Annotated in this window: 15 protein-coding genes; 7 read left to right on the forward strand and 8 right to left on the reverse strand. The window is 74.2% G+C overall.

The window, feature by feature from the left end; genetic code table 11:
* Nucleotides 1–79: 79 nt before the first annotated feature.
* Together ACIPRD_RS22810 and ACIPRD_RS22815 are read right to left on the reverse strand one after the other, a co-directional pair.
* Entirely contained in the window at nucleotides 80–1,195 is a 1,116-nt protein-coding gene (locus ACIPRD_RS22810) for an ADP-ribosylglycohydrolase family protein (RefSeq protein WP_401565479.1), read from the reverse strand.
* Between the two features lie 184 nt (nucleotides 1,196–1,379).
* Nucleotides 1,380–2,237, reverse strand: a complete 858-nt coding sequence (locus ACIPRD_RS22815; protein WP_401565482.1) for a helix-turn-helix domain-containing protein — start codon at nucleotides 2,235–2,237, stop codon at nucleotides 1,380–1,382.
* 433 nt (nucleotides 2,238–2,670) lie between these two features.
* On the opposite strand from ACIPRD_RS22815, the gene ACIPRD_RS22820 reads away from it, so the two are divergent.
* Together ACIPRD_RS22820 and ACIPRD_RS22825 are read left to right on the forward strand one after the other, a co-directional pair.
* A complete protein-coding gene (locus ACIPRD_RS22820; RefSeq protein ID WP_401565485.1) occupies nucleotides 2,671–3,483 on the forward strand; it encodes a Scr1 family TA system antitoxin-like transcriptional regulator in 813 nt (270 codons plus the stop codon).
* Nucleotides 3,480–3,668, forward strand: a complete 189-nt coding sequence (locus ACIPRD_RS22825) for a DUF397 domain-containing protein (protein ID WP_401565486.1) — start codon at nucleotides 3,480–3,482, stop codon at nucleotides 3,666–3,668. Before ACIPRD_RS22820 ends, ACIPRD_RS22825 begins: the two co-directional genes overlap by 4 nt.
* On the opposite strand, the gene ACIPRD_RS22830 is transcribed toward ACIPRD_RS22825, so the two are convergent.
* A complete protein-coding gene (locus ACIPRD_RS22830; RefSeq protein WP_401565489.1) occupies nucleotides 3,656–6,664 on the reverse strand; it encodes a tetratricopeptide repeat protein in 3,009 nt (1,002 codons plus the stop codon). The genes ACIPRD_RS22825 and ACIPRD_RS22830 overlap by 13 nt on opposite strands.
* An 87-nt stretch (nucleotides 6,665–6,751) precedes the next feature.
* Between ACIPRD_RS22830 and ACIPRD_RS22835 the strand changes: the two genes are divergently transcribed.
* Nucleotides 6,752–7,294 carry a DUF2165 domain-containing protein gene (locus ACIPRD_RS22835; protein WP_356404800.1) on the forward strand — a complete coding sequence of 181 codons (543 nt, stop codon included), beginning with the start codon at nucleotides 6,752–6,754 and terminating at the stop codon, nucleotides 7,292–7,294.
* Between the two features lie 3 nt (nucleotides 7,295–7,297).
* Here ACIPRD_RS22835 and ACIPRD_RS22840 read toward each other — a convergent pair whose 3' ends face one another.
* From ACIPRD_RS22840 to ACIPRD_RS22850, 3 genes are all read right to left on the reverse strand, one after another.
* Nucleotides 7,298–7,882, reverse strand: a complete 585-nt coding sequence (locus ACIPRD_RS22840) for a hypothetical protein (protein ID WP_401565491.1) — start codon at nucleotides 7,880–7,882, stop codon at nucleotides 7,298–7,300.
* A 70-nt stretch (nucleotides 7,883–7,952) separates the two neighbouring features.
* Nucleotides 7,953–10,538 (reverse strand): bifunctional FO biosynthesis protein CofGH, encoded by a 2,586-nt coding sequence (locus ACIPRD_RS22845; protein WP_401565493.1) that lies wholly within the window; start codon nucleotides 10,536–10,538, stop codon nucleotides 7,953–7,955.
* A 73-nt stretch (nucleotides 10,539–10,611) separates the two neighbouring features.
* Nucleotides 10,612–11,460 (reverse strand): TIGR03619 family F420-dependent LLM class oxidoreductase, encoded by an 849-nt coding sequence (locus ACIPRD_RS22850; RefSeq protein WP_401565495.1) that lies wholly within the window; start codon nucleotides 11,458–11,460, stop codon nucleotides 10,612–10,614.
* A 155-nt stretch (nucleotides 11,461–11,615) separates the two neighbouring features.
* On the opposite strand from ACIPRD_RS22850, the gene ACIPRD_RS22855 reads away from it, so the two are divergent.
* A complete protein-coding gene (locus ACIPRD_RS22855; RefSeq protein ID WP_401565497.1) occupies nucleotides 11,616–13,124 on the forward strand; it encodes a CehA/McbA family metallohydrolase in 1,509 nt (502 codons plus the stop codon).
* Between the two features lie 179 nt (nucleotides 13,125–13,303).
* Nucleotides 13,304–13,858: a hypothetical protein gene (locus ACIPRD_RS22860; RefSeq protein ID WP_401565500.1), complete on the forward strand. Its 555-nt coding sequence runs from the start codon at nucleotides 13,304–13,306 to the stop codon at nucleotides 13,856–13,858.
* On the opposite strand, the gene ACIPRD_RS22865 is transcribed toward ACIPRD_RS22860, so the two are convergent.
* Entirely contained in the window at nucleotides 13,841–14,257 is a 417-nt protein-coding gene (locus ACIPRD_RS22865; protein ID WP_401565503.1) for a hypothetical protein, read from the reverse strand. The two genes, ACIPRD_RS22860 and ACIPRD_RS22865, sit on opposite strands and share 18 nt — an antisense overlap.
* A 22-nt stretch (nucleotides 14,258–14,279) precedes the next feature.
* A complete protein-coding gene (locus ACIPRD_RS22870) occupies nucleotides 14,280–14,531 on the reverse strand; it encodes a hypothetical protein (RefSeq protein WP_401565505.1) in 252 nt (83 codons plus the stop codon).
* Between the two features lie 424 nt (nucleotides 14,532–14,955).
* On the opposite strand from ACIPRD_RS22870, the gene ACIPRD_RS22875 reads away from it, so the two are divergent.
* Together ACIPRD_RS22875 and ACIPRD_RS22880 are read left to right on the forward strand one after the other, a co-directional pair.
* Entirely contained in the window at nucleotides 14,956–17,922 is a 2,967-nt protein-coding gene (locus ACIPRD_RS22875) for a BTAD domain-containing putative transcriptional regulator (RefSeq protein ID WP_401565506.1), read from the forward strand.
* A 203-nt stretch (nucleotides 17,923–18,125) separates the two neighbouring features.
* Complete coding sequence (locus ACIPRD_RS22880; RefSeq protein WP_356404780.1) at nucleotides 18,126–18,311, forward strand: sigma-like protein; 186 nt, start codon at nucleotides 18,126–18,128, stop codon at nucleotides 18,309–18,311.
* Nucleotides 18,312–18,402 lie beyond the last annotated feature (91 nt).

Consider the following 18,402-nt stretch of genomic DNA (forward strand, 5'->3'; position numbering starts at 1 on the left):
GTTGTCGGGGGGGGGCTTCGTTGGAGGGTGGGTCTGGCCGGGGTTCTGGGTGCGGGGTTTCTTGGGGTTCTTCGGGGGGTCAGGCTCGGGGGTAGCGGATGAGCCAGCCGGGGGCGGAGCCGTTGGGGGTGTGGAGGGCGGGGCCCTGGGTCATCTCCATGGCGAAGTCGTCCGCGAGTTCCAGCAGCGTGGGGCGGCCCTCCAGCTCGGTCAGCCAGGCCGGCGGGAGGGCCGTCTCGCCGTGCAGGGCCCCCAGCAGGCCGCCGGTGAGCGCGCCCGCCGCCGCGCTGGGGCCGCTCTGGTTGACGGAGAGGCACAGCCCGTGCCGCACGTCCTCCCCCACCAGCGCGCAGTAGACGGCGGCGGCGAGGAGCCCGTCGGCCGTGCCGTCCCCCGCGAGTTCCTCGACACGGGTCGGGCTGGGCAGCCCCTGCCTCACCGCGCCGAGAGCGTGCTGGAGGGCTCCGGCGACAGGCTGGCAGCCGGGGCGGCCGGCCAGCAGGAGCAGGGAGCGCTGAACGGCCCCGTCCATGCTGTCGCCGCGCGCGAGCGCGTGGACGATGACGGCGTACGCCCCCGCCGCGAGGCACGCGATGGGGTGCCCGTGGGTCTGCGCCGCGCACTCGACCGCCAGTTGGAGGACGAGCTGCGGCTCCCAGCCGACGAGGAGGCCGAAGGGCGCCGAACGCGTCACGGCCTCGGGCCCGAGCTCACCGGGGTTCTTCGGTGACTCCAGGGTGCCCATGACCGCGTCGCCGAAGCCGATGAGCAGCGAGCGGGCGGGGTCACGGCGGGCGTACAGCCACTCCTCGCGCGCCAGCCAGCCGTCCTCCGCGCGGCGTTCGTCGGGCCCCCAGTCCCACTGGGTGGCCGCCCACCGCAGATACGCCCGGTGCAGGTCGGTCGGCGGATGCCAGGCGCCGGTGTCCCGGCGGACCTGCGCGCGTATCAGCCCGTCCACCGTGAAGAGGGTGAGCTGGGTGTGGTGGGTGACGGTCCCCCGCCGGACCCGGCCGGGGGCGAGGTCCAGCAGGCCCTCCCCGCCGTACGCGGCCCTGATCTCGTCCAGGGCGAGCCCGTCCACCGGCGCGCCCAGCGCGTCCCCGAGGGCGACGCCGAGCAGGGTGCCGCGCACCCGGCTGCGGAAGTCCTGCTGTTCGACGCGTCCCCAGACGGCACCGGTTGTCGCACTCACCCAGACCTCCTCGCGGCACCGTCCGTACGTACGACGGGCAGCACTGTAATCGACCAAGGACGGTCGGTTCACGGGGGCGAATCGACCCCGCCGGGTCATTCCCGCACAGCTGTGAGCGCTTCGCCGCGTCAAGTTTCCGGAACGGAAGGTCCGTACGGCCGAAACGGGCCGGTTCGGCGAGGGTTCAGGCAGCGGCGGACGAGTCCCGGCAGGCCCGGCAGCGGCCGGGCGCGGGGGCGCGGAAGGCCCGGTCGCAGCCGTCACAGGTCTGCAGGGGATCGGGGCGGGACGGCTCCGGCGGGCGCGCGGCCGGGGCGGGGAGGTGCGGGGGCAACTGGGCGGTGAGCCGGTGGTTCAGGAGCGCCGCCGGGTGCTTGATCGGGTCCTGGGGCAGGTCGGCCGTCAGGACGCGTTCCACGGCCGTGGGCGGCACGCCCCGGTCCAGCCACTCGGTGACCAGCGGTGCCAGGCGGTGCACGTCCCGTTCGGCGAGCAGCAGCCGGGAGTCGTGCGCCCGCAGCCCCGCGAGAAGGCTCCCGGCCCTGGACGCCCCCGACCGGCCCGTGACGGCGGCCCTCGGCGGGACCGGGCGCTCACGCTTCGGGCGCGAGGCGCCGGCATCGGAGTCGGCAGCGGCATCGGCAGCGGTACCGGCGGCGGCCGCGGCCACGGCGGCGGTCAGCAGCGCGCGGCGGGGCTTGTTGAACGAGGTCGTCCGGGTGGTCAGTTGTCCGGATTGAAGACGCTCCCTGGCACGCGTGAGGTATCCGTGTTCCTCCAGCTCCCGCAGGGCCGCGGCGATCCGGATCTCACCCTCGGGGAACTTGGCCGCCAGCACCTTGATGCCGATCGGCGCCCCTTCGGGCAGCGACTGGATGTGCAGCGCCAGACCGATCGCCACCAGCGACAACTCCTTGTGCTGCGCCAGGTCGTTGCCGACCACGGTGAAGTTGTCGAGGAGCGGCTCTTTGACGTGGTGGACGCCGGAACGAGGATGAGCGGACTTCGAGCGAGGAGGCGCGTTACGCTTCTTGTTAGTCATCGGGAAGCTCCTAACTTCCTGGGTGATCAGGCCCTCGTCCTGGGATGCCAGTCCCGGCGGGGGCCGATTCATGTCCGAACCTGCTGAGGCAGACGCTGCACCACAACTCCCCCGCCACGCCAGTTTCGTTGGGCATATTCACTCCCGCGGGTGACCGACGGGGGAGGTGGGGGTGGGGTTGGTTCTTTCCCCCGGTTCTTTGGTCTTCTGATGTCGGGAGCCACCGGATCGTGGCGTGCCACGACCCGGTACGGGTTTCCGCCGGGGGATTTCGGCGCCGGGCCGGTTCCTCGGTCACCGGATCGTGGAGAGGCGGGACCCGGTCGCCGCGAGGCGGAATCTCCCATTCGTCACCGAGCGTGGCCGCCCGTCCCTACGCTGAACAGCGACGACCACTCTGTGCAGTGCGTGCCGTGCGTCGCGAGGAGACAGCATGGAGGACGAGGAGGCCGAGGCCGTGCTCCGCGCGGTCGGGCGGCAGATCAGGATGTGGCGGGAGGCCGCCGGGCTGAAGCAGGGGGAACTGGGCGCGCGGATCGGGTACGGCGAGGAGATGGTGTCGTCCGTGGAACGCGGCCGGCGGATCCCCAAGCCGGATTTCCTGGACGCGGCCGACGAAGCGGTGTGCGCGGGCGGGAAGTTGTCCGCGATGAAGGCGGACCTGGAAAGGGCGCGGTATCCGAAAAGCGTCCGTGATCTGACCAAGCTGGAGGACTGCGCCGCCGAACTCGGTGCCTACGCCAACCATTACGTACACGGCCTGTTGCAGACGCCCGAATACGCGAGAGCCCTGTACACGATGCGCCGGCCGTCGTATACCGAGGACGAGATCGACCGCCACGTCGGCGCGCGCCTGGCCCGACAGGCGGTCTTCGAGCGGGTGCCACGGGCCACGCTCACCTTCGTCCAGGAGGAAGTGACCCTGCGGCGGCCCATCGGCGGCCGTCCGGTGCTGCGCAAGCAGCTCGAACGCCTGCTGGAGATCGGCACGTTGAGGCATGTGGAGATCCAGGTGATGCCCACCGACCGTGACGACCACGCGGGCATGGGAGGACCGATCCGCCTGCTGAAACTCCGGGACGGCAAGACCGTGGCCCACGAAGAGGGACAGACCTACAACCGTGTGGTCAGTGATCCACGCGAGGTCCAACTACTGGAAACACGCTATGGGATCATCCGGGCGCAGGCTCTCCCGCCACGGGAGTCACTGTCCTTCATCGAGCAGCTGATCGGAGAAGAGAGATGACCTCCACCCCGCTGGAGTGGTTCAAGAGCAGCCACAGCAGCAACGAGGGGCCCGACTGCCTCGAAGTCGCCCTCACCCCCGCCGCCGTCCACATCCGGGACTCCAAGGACAGGGACGGCGCCCGGCTCACCGTCGCCGACGCCACCTGGACGGAGTTCCTCGGCTTCGCCGTTCACGACGCGTAGCGGGCGCGGTCGGCGTCCCGGGCCGCCTCCACCGCCGCCAGGCGGGGCGCGAGGCCGGCCCGGTCGGCTCCCGGGGCGGTCATGAGCCCGGTGAGCGCGGCGGCGCACGCGGCGAGGACGGGCCAGACCGGTTCCGCGTCCGGCCCGTGGACCCCGCCCCCGTCCGCCGCGAGGGCAAGGCACCGGTCCAGGTCGGCGAGGGCCCGTTCCGTGCGGCCGGTCTCCAGGGCGGCCAGGGCGCGCTGGGCCAGCGCCCAGCCGTGTCCGGGGTCCAGGGCCACCGCGCGGTCCAGGCACCGGAAGGCCTCCGGGTGGTCCTCCAGCTCGCGGTGGACCGCGCCCAGGAGCGCCGGGGCCGACGGGTCCTCCGCGTCCAGTTCCGTCACGCGGCGCAGGACGGGCAGGGCCTCCCGGTGGCGGCCGCTGCGCCAGAGGGCCCTGCCCAGCTCGGCGTGCGGCCCGACGTCGTCCGGCGCCGCCTCGGCGGCCAGCCGCAGATCGGCGATCGCCCCTTCCTCGTCGCCGGACCGCCGCTTGCAGCGTGCCCGGTGCACCAGTGCCCAGACGAAGCCCGGCCCCAGCGCGACCGCGTGGTCGAGGTCGGCGAGCGCCTCCTCGTACCGGCCCAGCGCGCAGAGGGTCGCGCCCCGGCTCGCCAGGGCCGAGGCGTACCCGGGCTGGAGCGCGATGGCCCTGCCCAGTTCGGCGACGGCCTCCTCGTACCGCTCCGCCCGCCGGTAGGAGTCGCCCCGCTCGGACGCCGGCCACGCCAGGTCCGGGGCGCGGGCGACGGCCTCGTCGAGGTCCCTGAACGCCTCGTCCCACTCGCCGCGGTCGCGGTGCAGCCGGGCTCTGCGGATCCGCGCCCACAGATGGTCGGCGTCGAGGTCCAGCGCGCGGTCGAAGTCGGCGAGCGCCTCGTCGAGACGGCCGAGCGCGTGCCGGCAGACCGCGCGGCTCGCGAACGCGGAGACGCTGCCCGGATCGAGGATCAGGACGCGGCCGAAATCGCTGTCGGCCGCCTCGTGGCGCCCGGCCAGCCTGCTGGTCTCCGCGCGGTCGGCGAGGACCTTCGTGCTGCCGGGGGCCAGCGCGTCGGCCCGGTCCAGGTCGGCCAGCGCGGACGGGAGGTCGGCGAGGGCCCGGTGGGTGAGGCCGCGGCCGCGGTGGAGGCGGCTCAGGTCGGTGTCCGGCAGAGCCGCGCGCTCGCCGGACGCGACCGCCTGGTCGAACGCGGCCAGCGCCCGCCGGGCATCGTCGCCCTTCAGCAGTTCCCTTCCCCGCAGGCCGTACGCCAGCGCCTGTCCTGACAGGTCGAGTCCGGGGCGGGACAGGAGCAGGTCCACGGCCCTGGTCACCCCCTGCCGGTCGTCCACGAGCGCGTCCCGGAGCCCCTGGCCCCAGCGCCGCAGCTCCTCGTCGTCCGCCGCGCCGCCCGCCTCCTCCAGCATGCGGGCCCAGCGGCGGCCGTCCGCCCGCCCCCAGCGGCAGGCCTCGACCGCGCCCCTCAGCGCCCCGGGCAGCTCCGTGCGCGGCCGGGCGCACAGGAGGTGGTACGCCCGCTCCAGGCGCAGTTCGCGCCACCGCTTCTGTTCCCGCGCCGCTTCCGGGCGCATGCCGTCGGCGGCCTCCTCGCACCAGCGGCCGTGGACCGCCGCGAGCCGTTCGTGGCGTTCCCGCCACCGCTGCGGGGAACGGCGGCGCTGCAGGCGCAGCATCGTCTCCCGTACGAGATCGTGGTAGCGGAGCCGGTCGCCCCGGTCGTCCACGAAGGGCAGGCCACGGAGCCAGGCGAAGAGGGCCTCCGTCTCCTCCGCGCTCCCCGGACTTCCCAGGCTCCCCGGGCTCCCTGGACCGCCCGCGCCGTCCGGGCCGTCCGTGGTGTCCACGGCTGCCCGGAACACGTCCATGTCCAGCCCCCGGGGCAGCGCGCAGGCGAGCGCCACCGCGCGGCGGGCGGGTTCCGGCTCCCACTTCAGGAAGCGTTCGACCGCCGTCGCGCCGGGGTCCCCGATGTCGTCGAGACCGGTGGGGCGCTGCGCGGCCAGCGTCGACACCAGCAGCGGCAGTCCTCCGGTGAGCCGCAGGACCTCCGCGACGACCGGCTCGTCCACCACCCCGCGCGCCGCCAGCAGTCCGCGGGTCTCCGCCTCCGTGAACGGGCCGAGCGGCACCTCGGCCGTGAAGTCCGTGAAGCCGCCCCAGCGGGTCCTGTCGAGAGGGTGCTGTCCGGCGGTGACCAGGACCACGTTGGCGGGCAGGGCGCCGTACCGGTCGGTGGTCATCAGGTCGTGCAGCCAGCCGTCGAGGAACGGCCCGGTGCGCTCGTAGGTGTCGAAGAACAGGACGATCCACCGCACGCCGGCCGCCGCTTCCGCGAGTTCGTCCAGCAGCCTGGGCGTCAGCGCCCGCTCGGGGGACAGCACCAGCTGGACGTCGTCCTGGTTGCCGAACCGCGCGCTCAGCCCCCGCCGCAGCCGGTCCGCGTACCGGCCGACGAGATCCGGGTCGACCGCGCCCACGAACGGGCCGGCGCCGGGGATCAGACCCAGCCCCGCCAGCCCCGCCCGGACCGCCGTGGCGGTCGCAGGCGACGGACCGTCCGCCACGGAGTCCAGTGCGGCGGCCACGGCCTCGGCCTCGTGCCGCCGCTCACGGTAAGAGGCGAGCGCGCGGTCGAGTCTCTTGAACTCCCCTCCCTGCCTGGCGCGTTCACGGCTGATCGCGGCCATCGCCTCCGGCACGCTGTCCGCGCCCTCGTCGACATAGGCCGTCAGCGCGCCGCGTTCGCGCGCGATCTGCTCCCACTCCCTGAGCAGGAACGTCTTTCCGACACCCGCGTTGCCGTGCACGTGGAACCGGAAGCGGTGGCGCTCGTCCTCCGGCGCGAGGTCCAGGTTCTCCCGGAACGCGGCGCGTTCGCCGCCGCGCCCGACGAATCCCGCCCTTCTGCGCCGCCCGATCAGCTCCTGCATCGACGGGTGCGTCCGTGCCATTCGTACGCCCTTCCCCCGGAGGTCCGCCTTCTCATTCTGGCGCAATGCCCACGCACGAACTCGGGCTTCGCCAAGGAGAATTCAGCCATGACCACCACCCCCACCGACATCAGCAGCCCCGCCGGGACCACCCGCCGCGCCACCGGCCCGTCCCTGGCCGCCGGGGTGCTCACGGGCATCCTCGCCCTCTACATCGCCCTGGTCGCACTCGGGAACATCACCGACTACGGGACCAACCAGCAGTTCGTCCGGCATGTGCTGGCGATGGACACGACGTTCAAGGACGACGCGCTGATGGGCCGGGCCGTCACCGGCACCGGGCTCCAGGACGCCGCCTACGACGCGATCATCGTGTGGGAGTCGCTGGCGGCCGTCGTCCTGATCTGGGGAACCGCGCTGTGGGCGCTGCGCCGGCACGAGCGGGCCCGGCGCGTCTCCACCTACGGTCTGCTGATGATCCTGCTGCTGTTCGGCGCCGGGTTCGTGGCGATCGGCGGGGAGTGGTTCGCGATGTGGCAGTCCAAGACCTGGAACGGGCTGGACGCGGCGACCCGGGTGATCGTGCTCGCCGGACTCGCTCTGATCGTCAACCAGTTGCCGGGTGGTGACCGGCAACCGGACGCCGTCTGACGGCTACTGGACGACCGCCACCGGGGTGGCGGGGGCGCCGAAGGCCCACAGCGCGGCACCGTCCTCCTTGTGGAGGCGGATGCCGGCGGTCTCCATGCCGTTCGCGGGCGGCGGCGAGGAGCCGTCGATGGCGTTGGAGAAGCCGACGTTCACGCCGGTCTTCGTCAGCGTGAAGTACATGATGTGCTCGATCCCGACGCCGTCCGAGCCGGTGCCGGCCGGCTTGCGCAGGGTGATGGAGTACCGGCCGGGCTGCGGGCCCGTCGTACCCGGCCAGACGGTGAAGGTGCGGGTGGCCGCGCCGGTCGCGTCGACCAGCCAGACCCGCTTCTCACCGAGCGAGTACACGATCCGGCGCCCGGTGCCGGACTGCTCCGGCAGCACCGGCTCGGACGGCGGCTTCGGGTCGGCCGACGCATGGGGGCGCGGCGCGGTGCCGGCCGACGCCGACGCCGACGGCCGCGGCTCGACCACCGCGGCCGTGGGATGCGAACCGTGATTCGCCTGTATCGCGAGGGCGATGACGGCGGCGGTGGCCCCCACCGTCAGGCCGGAGACCCAGGCCCACGAGGGCAGTCGGGCAGCCACGGGTACGCATCTCCTCCGCTATGAGTCCCCCGTCTGAGGTCGGGGTCGGATCATCGTACTCAGTCCGCGCTCACTCCAGGACAGGGAGCAGGTCGGGAAGGTGCCCGTCGGAGGCGGCGGCCGCCCGGCGGCGTTCCTCGGGCACGTCGCCGTAGAGCGTGGTGCGGGGTTTCGCGGGCCGTCCGGCCGCCTCGGCCACCGCCTCCAGGTCCCGGACCGACTTGTAGGAGCCGTACGACGAACCCGCCATCCGGGAGATCGTCTCCTCCATGAGGGTGCCGCCGAGGTCGTTCGCGCCGGAGCGGAGCATCTCCGCCGCGCCCTCCGTGCCGAGCTTCACCCAGCTGGTCTGGATGTTGGGGATGTGCGGGTGCAGCAGGAGGCGGGCCATCGCCGTGACCGCCCGGTTGTCCCGCATGGTCGGGCCGGGGCGGGCGATGCCGGCGAGGTAGACGGGGGCGTTGGTGTGGATGAAGGGCAGCGTCACGAACTCGGTGAAGCCGCCGGTGCGCTGCTGGATGCCGGCCAGGGTGCGCAGGTGGCCGAGCCAGTGGCGGGGCTGGTCGACATGGCCGTACATCATCGTGGACGACGACCGGATGCCCAGCTCGTGGGCGGTGGTGATGACCTCGGTCCAGGTGGCCGTGGGCAGCTTGCCCTTGGTCAGCACCCAGCGGACCTCGTCGTCGAGGATCTCGGCGGCCGTGCCGGGCACGGAGTCGAGACCCGCCTCCTTGGCGGCCGTCAGCCACTCGCGGATCGACAGGCCGGTGCGGGTCGCACCGTTGACGACCTCCATCGGGGAGAAGGCGTGCACGTGCATCCCGGGCACGCGCTCCTTCACCGCCCGCGCGATGTCGAAGTACGCCGTGCCGGGCAGGTCGGGGTGGATGCCGCCCTGCATGCACACCTCCACCGCGCCCACGTCCCACGCCTGCTGGGCGCGGTCGGCGACCTGGGTCAGGGAGAGGGTGTAGGCGTCGGCGTCGGTGCGGCGCTGGGCGAACGCGCAGAAGCGGCAGCCGGTGTAGCAGACGTTGGTGAAGTTGATGTTGCGGGTGACGATGTAGGTGACGTCGTCGCCGACCACCGACCTGCGCAGGTCGTCGGCCACCCGGCACAGCGCGTCCAGCGCCGGGCCGTCCGCGTGCAGCAGGGCGAGCGCCTCGGCGTCGGTGAGCCGGGTCGGGTCGTCGGCGGCCGTGCGCAGCGCCTGGCGCACGTCGGTGTCGATGCGCTCGGGGACCATGCCGGGGGCCGCGGCCTCGCGCAGGGCCGCCCAGTCGCCGTACACCTCGTCGAAGTCCTCGCGCCGGTCGCCCGTACGGCCCTCGGTGTCGATCGAGGCGTGCAGGTCGGTGCGTCCGGACGCGGTGAAGACCTCCTCCGGCTCCTGCCACGGCCGGCCCTCGACGACCGCGCCGGCGCGCGCGAGTCCGGTCTCCGGGTCGGCGAGCGCGGCGACGTGCGGGCGCAGGCGCGGGTCCAGCCAGGGTTCGCCGCGGCGGACGAACTCCGGGTAGACGCAGAGGCGTTCGCGCAGTTCGAAGCCGGCCGCCGCGGACCGGGCGGTGAGTTCCTCGATCTGCGGCCAGGGGCGTTCGGGGTTGACGTGGTCGATGGTGAGCGGGGAGACCCCGCCCCAGTCGTCGATGCCGGCGCCGATGAGCCGCTCGTACTCGCCCTCGACGAGGTTGGGCGGGGCCTGGAGGCAGGCGCTCGGGCCCATGATGTGCCGGGCGACGGCGACGGCGGCGACCAGTTCGTCGAGTTCGGCGTCCGGCATGCCGCGCATCGCCGTGTCCGGCTTGGCGCGGAAGTTCTGGATGATCAGTTCCTGGACGCCGTGGTAGGCGCGGGCGACCTTGCGGAGCGCGAACAGGGACTCCGCGCGCTCCTCGTACGTCTCCCCGATGCCGATCAGCAGACCGGAGGTGAAGGGGACGGAGGAGCGGCCGGCGTCCTCCAGCACCCGCAGCCGTACGGCGGGTTCCTTGTCCGGTGAGCCGTGGTGCGGGCCGCCGGGCTCGGACCACAGCCGGGTCGCGGTCGTCTCCAGCATCATGCCCATGGAGGGCGCGACGGGCTTCAGCCGCTGGAAGTCGGTCCAGCTCATGACGCCGGGGTTGAGGTGGGGCAGCAGGCCCGTCTCCTCCAGGATGCGGATGGAGACGGCGCGGACGTAGGCGATGGTGTCGTCGTAGCCGTGGGCGTCCAGCCACTCGCGGGCCTCGGGCCAGCGGTCCTCGGGCTTGTCGCCGAGGGTGATGAGGGCTTCCTTGCAGCCGAGGGCGGCGCCCTTGCGGGCGATGTCCAGCACCTCGTCCGGGGACATGAACATCCCGTGGCCGGCGCGGCGGAGCTTTCCGGGGACGGTGACGAAGGTGCAGTAGTGGCACTTGTCCCGGCACAGCCGGGTGAGGGGGATGAAGACGCTCTTCGAGTAGGTGATGACGCCCGGCCTGCCCGCCTGCGCGAGGCCCGCGTCGCGCACCCGGGCGGCGGAGGCGGCCAGGTCGGTGAGGGCCTCGCCGCGGGCCTGGAGCAGCACCGCCGCCTCGGCGGCGTCGAGCGCGACACCGTCCCGGGCACGTTTGAGGGCGCGACGCATGGAGTTCTCGGTGGGGCCGGTTCCGGAGGTCGCGGAAGTCGTCATCCTTCGAGGATACGGGCGCGTTGATCAGCGGCGGCGGGGGTGCCGCGGCCCCCGCCGGCCGCCTGACGGCGCGCTACCCGACGAGCGGGCCGTACGCGTCGAGCGCGCGCAGCACCTCCGGCTCGCCCGCCGGGGGCAGTTGGACGACGACCTCCTCGATGCCCAGGGCGGCCAGGTGTTCCAGCTTGTCCGGGGTGGGGCGGACCGCGTACGGGACGACCTGGAGGGCGGCCGGGTCCCGGCCGGCGTCGGCCCACACGGCCCGCAGGACGGGCAGCGACTCCGACAGGCCGCGGCCGCCGATCGGCAGCCAGCCGTCGGCGTACTCCGCGATGTGCTGGAACAGTCCCGGGCCCGCGGCGCCGCCGAGCAGGGTGCGCGGGCCGGTGACCGGACCCCGCGGCCGCTGCACGGGCTTGGGGTGGGCGTGGCTCGCCCGCACACCGCCGTACGGGCCCTCGTGCGCGGTGGGCTCCTCGGACCACAGCGCCCGCATCAGGGCCATCCGGTCGCGGACCAGGTCCCGGCGGGTGCGCCACTCGACGCCGTGGTCGGCGGCCTCCTCCACGTTCCAGCCGTAGCCGACGCCGAGGGTGAGACGGCCGCCGGAGAGGAAGTCGAGGGTGGCGGCCTGCTTGGCGAGGTCGATCGGGTCGTGCTGGGCGACCAGCGTGATGCCGGTGCCGACGCCGAGCCGTTCGGTGACGGCGGCGGCCTGGGCGAGGGCGACGAAGGGGTCGAGGGTGCGGCCGTACTCGCGCGGCAGGTCGCCGCCGGCCGGGTAGGGGGTGGTCCGCTCGACGGGGATGTGGGTGTGCTCGGGCAGGTACAGCCCGGCGAAGCCGCGCTGCTCCAGCTCGCGGGCGAGCGGCACGGGGGCGATGGTCTCGTCGGTCAGGAAGACGGTGACTGCGATACGCATGGGGCATCTGTACCCGGCGAACGCCCGCCCGTCCCTACCGACCGGGCGACGGTCCGGGGCGGTGGGGCGGGGGCGCAGCTCGGCGGGGGCCGGGGGGTGGGGTGAGGCGGGCACGCGGGGGGCGGGCACGCGGGGGGTGCCGGGAGCTCGGGTGGGTGCGGGCACGCGGGGGGGGGTGTGGGGGCGGAAAAGGGGGTTGTGTCGCGCGAACGGGAAGGGCGTCCGCGCGGCGGGCCGGAAACGGCCCCGGGTGCCGGGGACCGGCCTACGTTGGAGGGGTGACCACGCTGCGCGGCACCCTGCCCCCGGGCTCCCCGGACTACGTGTACGTGCCCGTCCACGTCCCCCCGGGCACCGCCGGGCTGCACGTCTCCTACACCTACGACCGGCCCCCGGTGCCCGCCGGCACCCCGGGCAACGCGCTCGACATCGGCCTCTTCGACGAACGGGGCACGGAGCCGGGCGGCCCGGGTTTCCGCGGCTGGTCCGGCGGCGCCCGTACCGAGTTCTTCGTCCGCGCCGACGAGGCGACCCCCGGCTACCTCCCCGGCCCGCTCCGCCCCGGCACCTGGCACATCGTGCTCGGCCCGTACACGGTGGCGCCGCAGGGGCTGTCGTACGAGCTGACGGTGACGCTCACGCCCGGGGCGCCCGGTGAGACCCCCCGGCCCGTCCATCCGCCGGCGCGCGCCGCGGGCAGGGGGCGGGACTGGTACCGCGGGGACTGCCACCTGCACTCCTGGCACTCCGACGGCCGCCGCACCCCGGCCCGGATCGCGGAGCTGGCCCGCCGGGCCGGGCTGGACTTCGTCAACAGCTCCGACCACAACACCACGGCCTCGCACGCCCACTGGGCCGACGCGGCGGGCGACGACCTGCTGGTCCTGCTGGGCGAGGAGGTCACCACGCGGAACGGTCACGTCCTGGCCGTCGGCACGGACCCGGGCACCTTCATCGACTGGCGGTACCGGGCCCGGGACGGCCACTGGGGGCGGTTCGCGCGGGAGATCCGGCGGGCGGGCGGCCTGGCCGTACCCGCGCACCCGTACGCCGACGGCATCGGGTGCGGCTGGCGACACGGCCTCGCGGAGGCGGACGCAGTCGAGGTGTGGAACGGGCCCTGGACGCCCGACGACGAGGTGGCGCTGGCCGCGTGGGACGCCCTGCTCTCCGACGGCGGCCGGACGTCCTGGCTGCCCGCGATGGGCAGCAGCGACGCCCACCGCGCCCCTGACACGGTCGGACTGCCCCAGACGGTCGTCCTCGCCGAGGACCTCACCCGTGCGGCGGTCCTGGAGGGACTGCGCGCGGGCCGCTCCTACGTCGCCGAGTCCCGGCACGTCCGGCTCGCCCTCACCGCGACCGCGGCGGACGGCCGGCGGGCCGGCATCGGCGAACGGCTGACCGCGGCGGACGACTCCGGCGTGACGGTAAACCTGGAGGCCTCCGGCGTCCCGCGCTGCTCGGTACGGCTCGTCACCGACCAGGGCGTCGTGGCCACGGCCGGCCCCCTGCCGGTGTCGGGCAGAGGCACGCTGGAATGGCACACCACCCCGGCCCGCACGGCCTACGTCCGCGCCGAACTCCGCCACGAAACGGCCCTGGGCCCGGTCCCGGGCGTGATGGCCGCCTTCACCAACCCGGTGTTCCTGGGCGGCGCTTGAGACTCCGGCAGCGGCCGGGCCGGGAGGCCTCGGACCGCAGCCCCGTACATCAAGCTCATGTCTTGCTCAGAACATCCGCGGAAGCCGACAGTCCGCCCGGGCCGGCTGCCATGATCGCGCCGGAAAGCGGATGAGCACCTGCTCGCAATGAATTGCCTCCCTTGCCGAAGGAGAAAGTCATGCGCGTGCGCAGCCGAGCCCTGCTCGCCGACATGCCCATGCCTCGCAGGACACCCATCGCGCTCAGCATGCTGGGTGTCGCCATGCTCTTCCCGGTGGCCGCCTGCTCCGCGGACCGCTCCGGCACCGGGCAACCCGCTCGGTCCGGGCACGCGACCTCATCGCACGCAGCGGCGCCCACCGCTCCCAGCGGCACGGAACCTGCCGTGCAGAAGCCGCCGGAACTGGACGCGGACGAGACACTGGCCGGCCGCCGGACGGCGACCACGGGGAACGCCGAGGTCGGGTTCGCGAAGGGGAGGAAGGGCGACGCGCTCATCGTCGCCGTGCGGTGCCAGGGCAAGGGAACCGTCGAAGTCGCCGTGCGGCCCGTACACGTCGCCTTCCCCCTCAAGTGCCTCGCCGGCAAGGTCAGCACCACCTACAACCAAGTGGCCGTTTCGGGAGCGGACCACGACGGCACCGTCTCCGTCGAGGCACCTACGACTGTGCGCTGGTCCCTGACAGTCGGCCGGAGCGCACCCGCGGGGGAAGAATCACCCGGAACGCCCTGAACGCCCGTGGCGGCGGCGAGCGTCGTGGCGCAGGCCGAGCACCTCTGCGACGGCTTCCAGCCAGCGGGCCGCACGCGTCTCGGCCTCCGCGTCGTCACCGGCGGCGTCCGCGGCGGCCTCCAGCCACTCACGCAGCCGCGCGGACGCCTCGGGGGACGGCAGCGGCTCACGCAGGGCGGCGGTGTACCGCAGGCCGCCTGAGCGGACGATCCGGGCGACGTAGGCCACCGAGCGCGGCACGGTCGCGAGCCGGTCGAGGGTGACGGCGGCTGCGATGACCCCGTCGCCGAACAGGGCGGTGCGCAGAGGTTGCCGGACGAGTCCGTGGCGCAGAAGGAGGGCGATGTCTGTGGTGGCGAGGACGTCGTCGTCCGTGCGGGTCTCGGGGGTGGCGGGCATGAGGCTCTCCGCTCGGGTCGGGTCAGCGGACGGTGATCGTGTACGTGAAGTACGCGGGGTCCGGGCCGGGCGTGGAGCGGGCCGTCGGGATCGGCGCAGGGCTCGGACCGGACGCCGCCTCGGACTCGGCCTCCCGCACGCTGTGGCACAGCCCGCGCGGGCAGAACAGCAGCCGCACGGTGGCACTGCCCCGCTTCACCGCGGTGAAGTCGAAGTACTCGTCGCCCTTGCCGTCGCCGGGGATCTCCCGGCGCTTGCCGCCGTACCGCAGCACCGTGTGCCGGGGCGCGGTCCGGCCAGGTACCAGTTGTCGCCCATGTAGGAGGCGACCGGCACCTTCAGGGTGAACGCGTCACCGGCGTCCACGGTGACCGAGCGGTCCGCGGTGCCGTACTCGGCGGTCCCGCCACCACCGCATCCGCTCAGCGCGGCGGCGAGCAGGACGGCGGCCGTCGGGCGGAGGGCCGGCGGGGGGATGCGCACGCTCTGTCCTTCGGTCCTGGCCGGCGCGGAGGTCCGGTCCGGCGGGGTGCCGGTGGCTAACACGCGCGGTGGGCGGGGCGGCTGGGGCGGCGGGTGTGTGGGGATGTGGTGGAACCGGGGGCGCGGTGCTGTGATCGGTGTCTCCCACGGCTGACGCAACAGGCGTGAACAAGGCAAACTGGCACCGTTGTTCGGATGCCTGGGGGGACGTACGCATGGACGGTGGGCCGCGAGTACCTGAGCAGCGGCGCTCCGGCCCCGCTGCCGGCGCGGAACCGGCCGCGGTGCGCTTCGGCGTGCTCGGTCCGGTGCGGGCCTGGCAGGGCGGGGAGCCCCTGCGGACCGGCTCCCCGCAGCAACGCGCGCTGCTGGCGGCCCTGTTGCTGCGCGAGGGGCGTACGGCGACCGCGGCGGAGCTGATCGACGCGCTCTGGGGCGGCGAACCGCCCTCGCAGGCGCTGGCGGCGCTGCGGACGTACGCCTCCCGGCTGCGCAAGGTGCTGGGCCCCGGGGTCCTGGTCAGCGAGTCCGGCGGATACGCGGTGCGCGGGCTGGGCGACGGGGCGCTGGACCTCACGTCGGCCCAGGAGCTGACGGCGCGCGCGGAGAAGGCGCGGGGCGGCGGCGACCTCGGCCGGGCACGCGAGCACCTGAACGGGGCGCTGGCCCTGTGGGACGGCGAGACGCTGGCCGGGATCCCGGGGCCGTACGCCGACACCCAGCGCGTGCGCCTGGAGGAGTGGCGGCTGCAACTCCTGGAGTCCAGGCTCGACATGGACCTGGAGCAGGGCTGCCACGCGGAGTCCGTCTCGGAGCTGACCGCGCTGACCGCGGCCCACCCCCTGCGGGAGCGGCTGCGCGAACTGCTGATGCTGGCGCTGTACCGCAGCGGCCGGCAGGCGGAGGCGCTGGCGGTCTACGCGGACACCCGGCGGCTGCTGGCGGAGGAACTCGGCGTGGACCCGCGCCCGGGGCTCAGGGAGCTCCAGGAGGGCATCCTGCGGGCCGACGCGGGCCTCGCGGAGCCGTCGGCGCCGGCCACGCGGCCGTCCGTGGTGCAGGTGCGACCGGCCCAGCTCCCCGCGTCCGTACCGGACTTCACCGGGCGGTCCTCCTTCGTGTCGGAGCTGAGCGGGGTCCTCTCGGCGGAGGCGGAGGCGGAGGGAGGCCGGGTGATGGCCGTGTCGGCGCTCGCCGGGATCGGCGGCGTCGGCAAGACGACCCTCGCGGTGCACGTCGCCCACCGGGCCCGCCCCGCCTTCCCCGACGGCCAGCTCTACGTCGACCTCCAGGGCGCCGGACCGAGCCCCGCCGAGCCCGAGACGGTCCTCGGTTCCTTCCTGCGCGCGCTCGGCACCCCCGACTCGGCCGTCCCGGACTCCCTGGAGGAGCGCGCCGCGCTCTACCGCTCGGTCCTCGACGGCCGCCGCGTGCTGGTCCTGCTGGACAACGCCAGGGACGCGGCACAGGTACGGCCGCTGCTGCCGGGGGCGGAGGGCTGCGCCGCACTGGTCACCTCCCGCGTCCGCATGACCGGCCTGGCCGGCGCCCACCTCGTGGACCTGGACGTGATGTCCCCGGAGGAGGCCCTCGCCCTGTTCACGCGGATCGTCGGCGGGGAACGGATGGCGGCGGAGCGCGAGGCCTCGCTCGACGTGGTCGCCGCCTGCGGCTTCCTGCCCCTGGCGATCCGTATCGCGGCCTCCCGGCTGGCGGCCCGCCGCACCTGGACGGTCGCGGTGCTCGCCGCGAAGCTCGCGGACGAGCGCCGCCGGCTGGACGAGCTGCAGGCCGGCGACCTCGCCGTGGAGGCCACCTTCGAGCTCGGCTACGGTCAGCTGGAACCCGCCCAGGCCCGCGCGTTCCGCCTGCTGGGCCTGGCCGACGGGCCGGACCTGTCGCTGGCGGCGGCAGCGGCGGTCCTGGACCTCCCGGCGGAGGAGGCGGAGGACCTGCTGGAGTCCCTCGTCGACACGTCCCTGCTGGAGTCCGCGGCGCCCGGCCGCTACCGCTTCCACGACCTCGTACGGCTCTACGCCCGTGCCTGCGCGGAGCGGGACGAGCAGCCGCCGGGCGAGCGGGAGGCGGCCCTGTCGCGGCTGCTGGACTTCTATCTGGCGACGGCGGCACACGTCTACGGGATCGAGCGGCCCGGCGACCGGCTGGTGGACCACCTGGCCCCCACCTCGTACCGGGGGCTCCGCTTCCGCAGCCGGGCCGAGGCCCTCGACTGGCTCTTCGCCGAGGCGCAGCCCCTGCTGGCGTGCGCCCAGCAGCAGCAGCGGGACGGCCGTCTGCGCCGGGCGGTCGACCTGCTCTGGGCCGCCAAGGACCTCGCGGAGTCGGGAGCCAACGGCAAGCAGTACGAATCGGCCGCGCTGGCCCTGCGGGACGCGGCACGGGCGATCGGGGACGTCCGCGCGGAGGGCCGGGCGCGCACGGCGCTGTCCAACGTCCATCTCGCGGCCGGGCGTTACTCGGAGGCGGACGAGGAGGCCCGGCGGGCGATCGAGCTCGCCCACACCGTCGCCGACACCACTCCCCTCAGCTGGGCCTCCACCGACCGGGGGATCATCGCCCTCAACCGGGGCCGCTACGAGGAGGCGGAACGGCTGCTGACCACGGCCAGGGACGGCTACCGCGCCGACGGGAACCTCTCGGGCGAGGCCGGTGCCCTGTGCAACCTGGCCCAGCTGCACCAGCGGATGAACCGCGCCCACAGCGCGATCGCCCTCGCACGTCAGGGCGTCGAGATCTACCAGCGCCTGGAGACCAACCTTCGGCTGTCCAACGCGCGTTATTCGCTCGGGGTGGCGCTGACCCGGGGCGGCCTGCTGCGCGAGGGACTCGCGGAGCTCTCGGAGGCGCTGCTGATGTTCGCCGCCAACCGCCAGCGTCTGTGGGAGGGCACCACCCATTTCCGCATCGCCCAGCTGCACTTGGCGGCGGACCGGCCCGCGCAGGCGGCCCAGCACGCCGAACAGTCCCTGGCCATCGGGTTCATCGGCGGCGACCTCATCCGCGGCAGCGTGCTGAACACCCTGGGCAAGAGCCTGCACGCCCTCGGCCAGACGGACCGCGCGCGGGCCTGCTGGACCGAGGCCCTGCTGCTGCTCGAACAGTCCGAGGTGCCCGAGGCGTCCGAGGTGCGCGGGCTCCTGGCCCCGCTCGATGCGGCGTGACAGGCGCCTCGGACCCGTTCATCGAACGTTTATGACGGACCGCCATGGTTGTCCCACCGAGCCGCCGGAACGGGGGACAGGCGGATCGGGGCATGGGGCCCGGCACGGGCTCCGGACGTGGCCCTCTGTCCGGCGATACTCGGGGGAGTCGCCGGACAGAGGCGCCGATACAGCCCGTACATCTTTCTCAGGGGAGCGAGATCATGACCAACGCCGAGAAGAAGCCGACGGAGATCGTGACGATGGAGAACCATTCGCCCGTGCCGCCGGCCGGCGTGGGGACGCCGGAGCAGAAGGACGTGACGGCCGCCCCGTCCGCCGACGCCGAGATCATCACCCTCGAGAACCACTCGCCGGTCCCGCCGGCGCTGGACCTGGGCAACAAGTAGGCCCCGGCCGGGGAGCACCGGCCGCGGCGGCGGGAGGGGAACCGCCGCGCGGGGGGACCGGACGCTCTCCGAAGGCCGAAGGGGGCCGGGC

Origin of the sequence: Streptomyces sp. NPDC090108 (assembly GCF_044747185.1) — a bacterium.
Classification (GTDB): domain Bacteria; phylum Actinomycetota; class Actinomycetes; order Streptomycetales; family Streptomycetaceae; genus Streptomyces.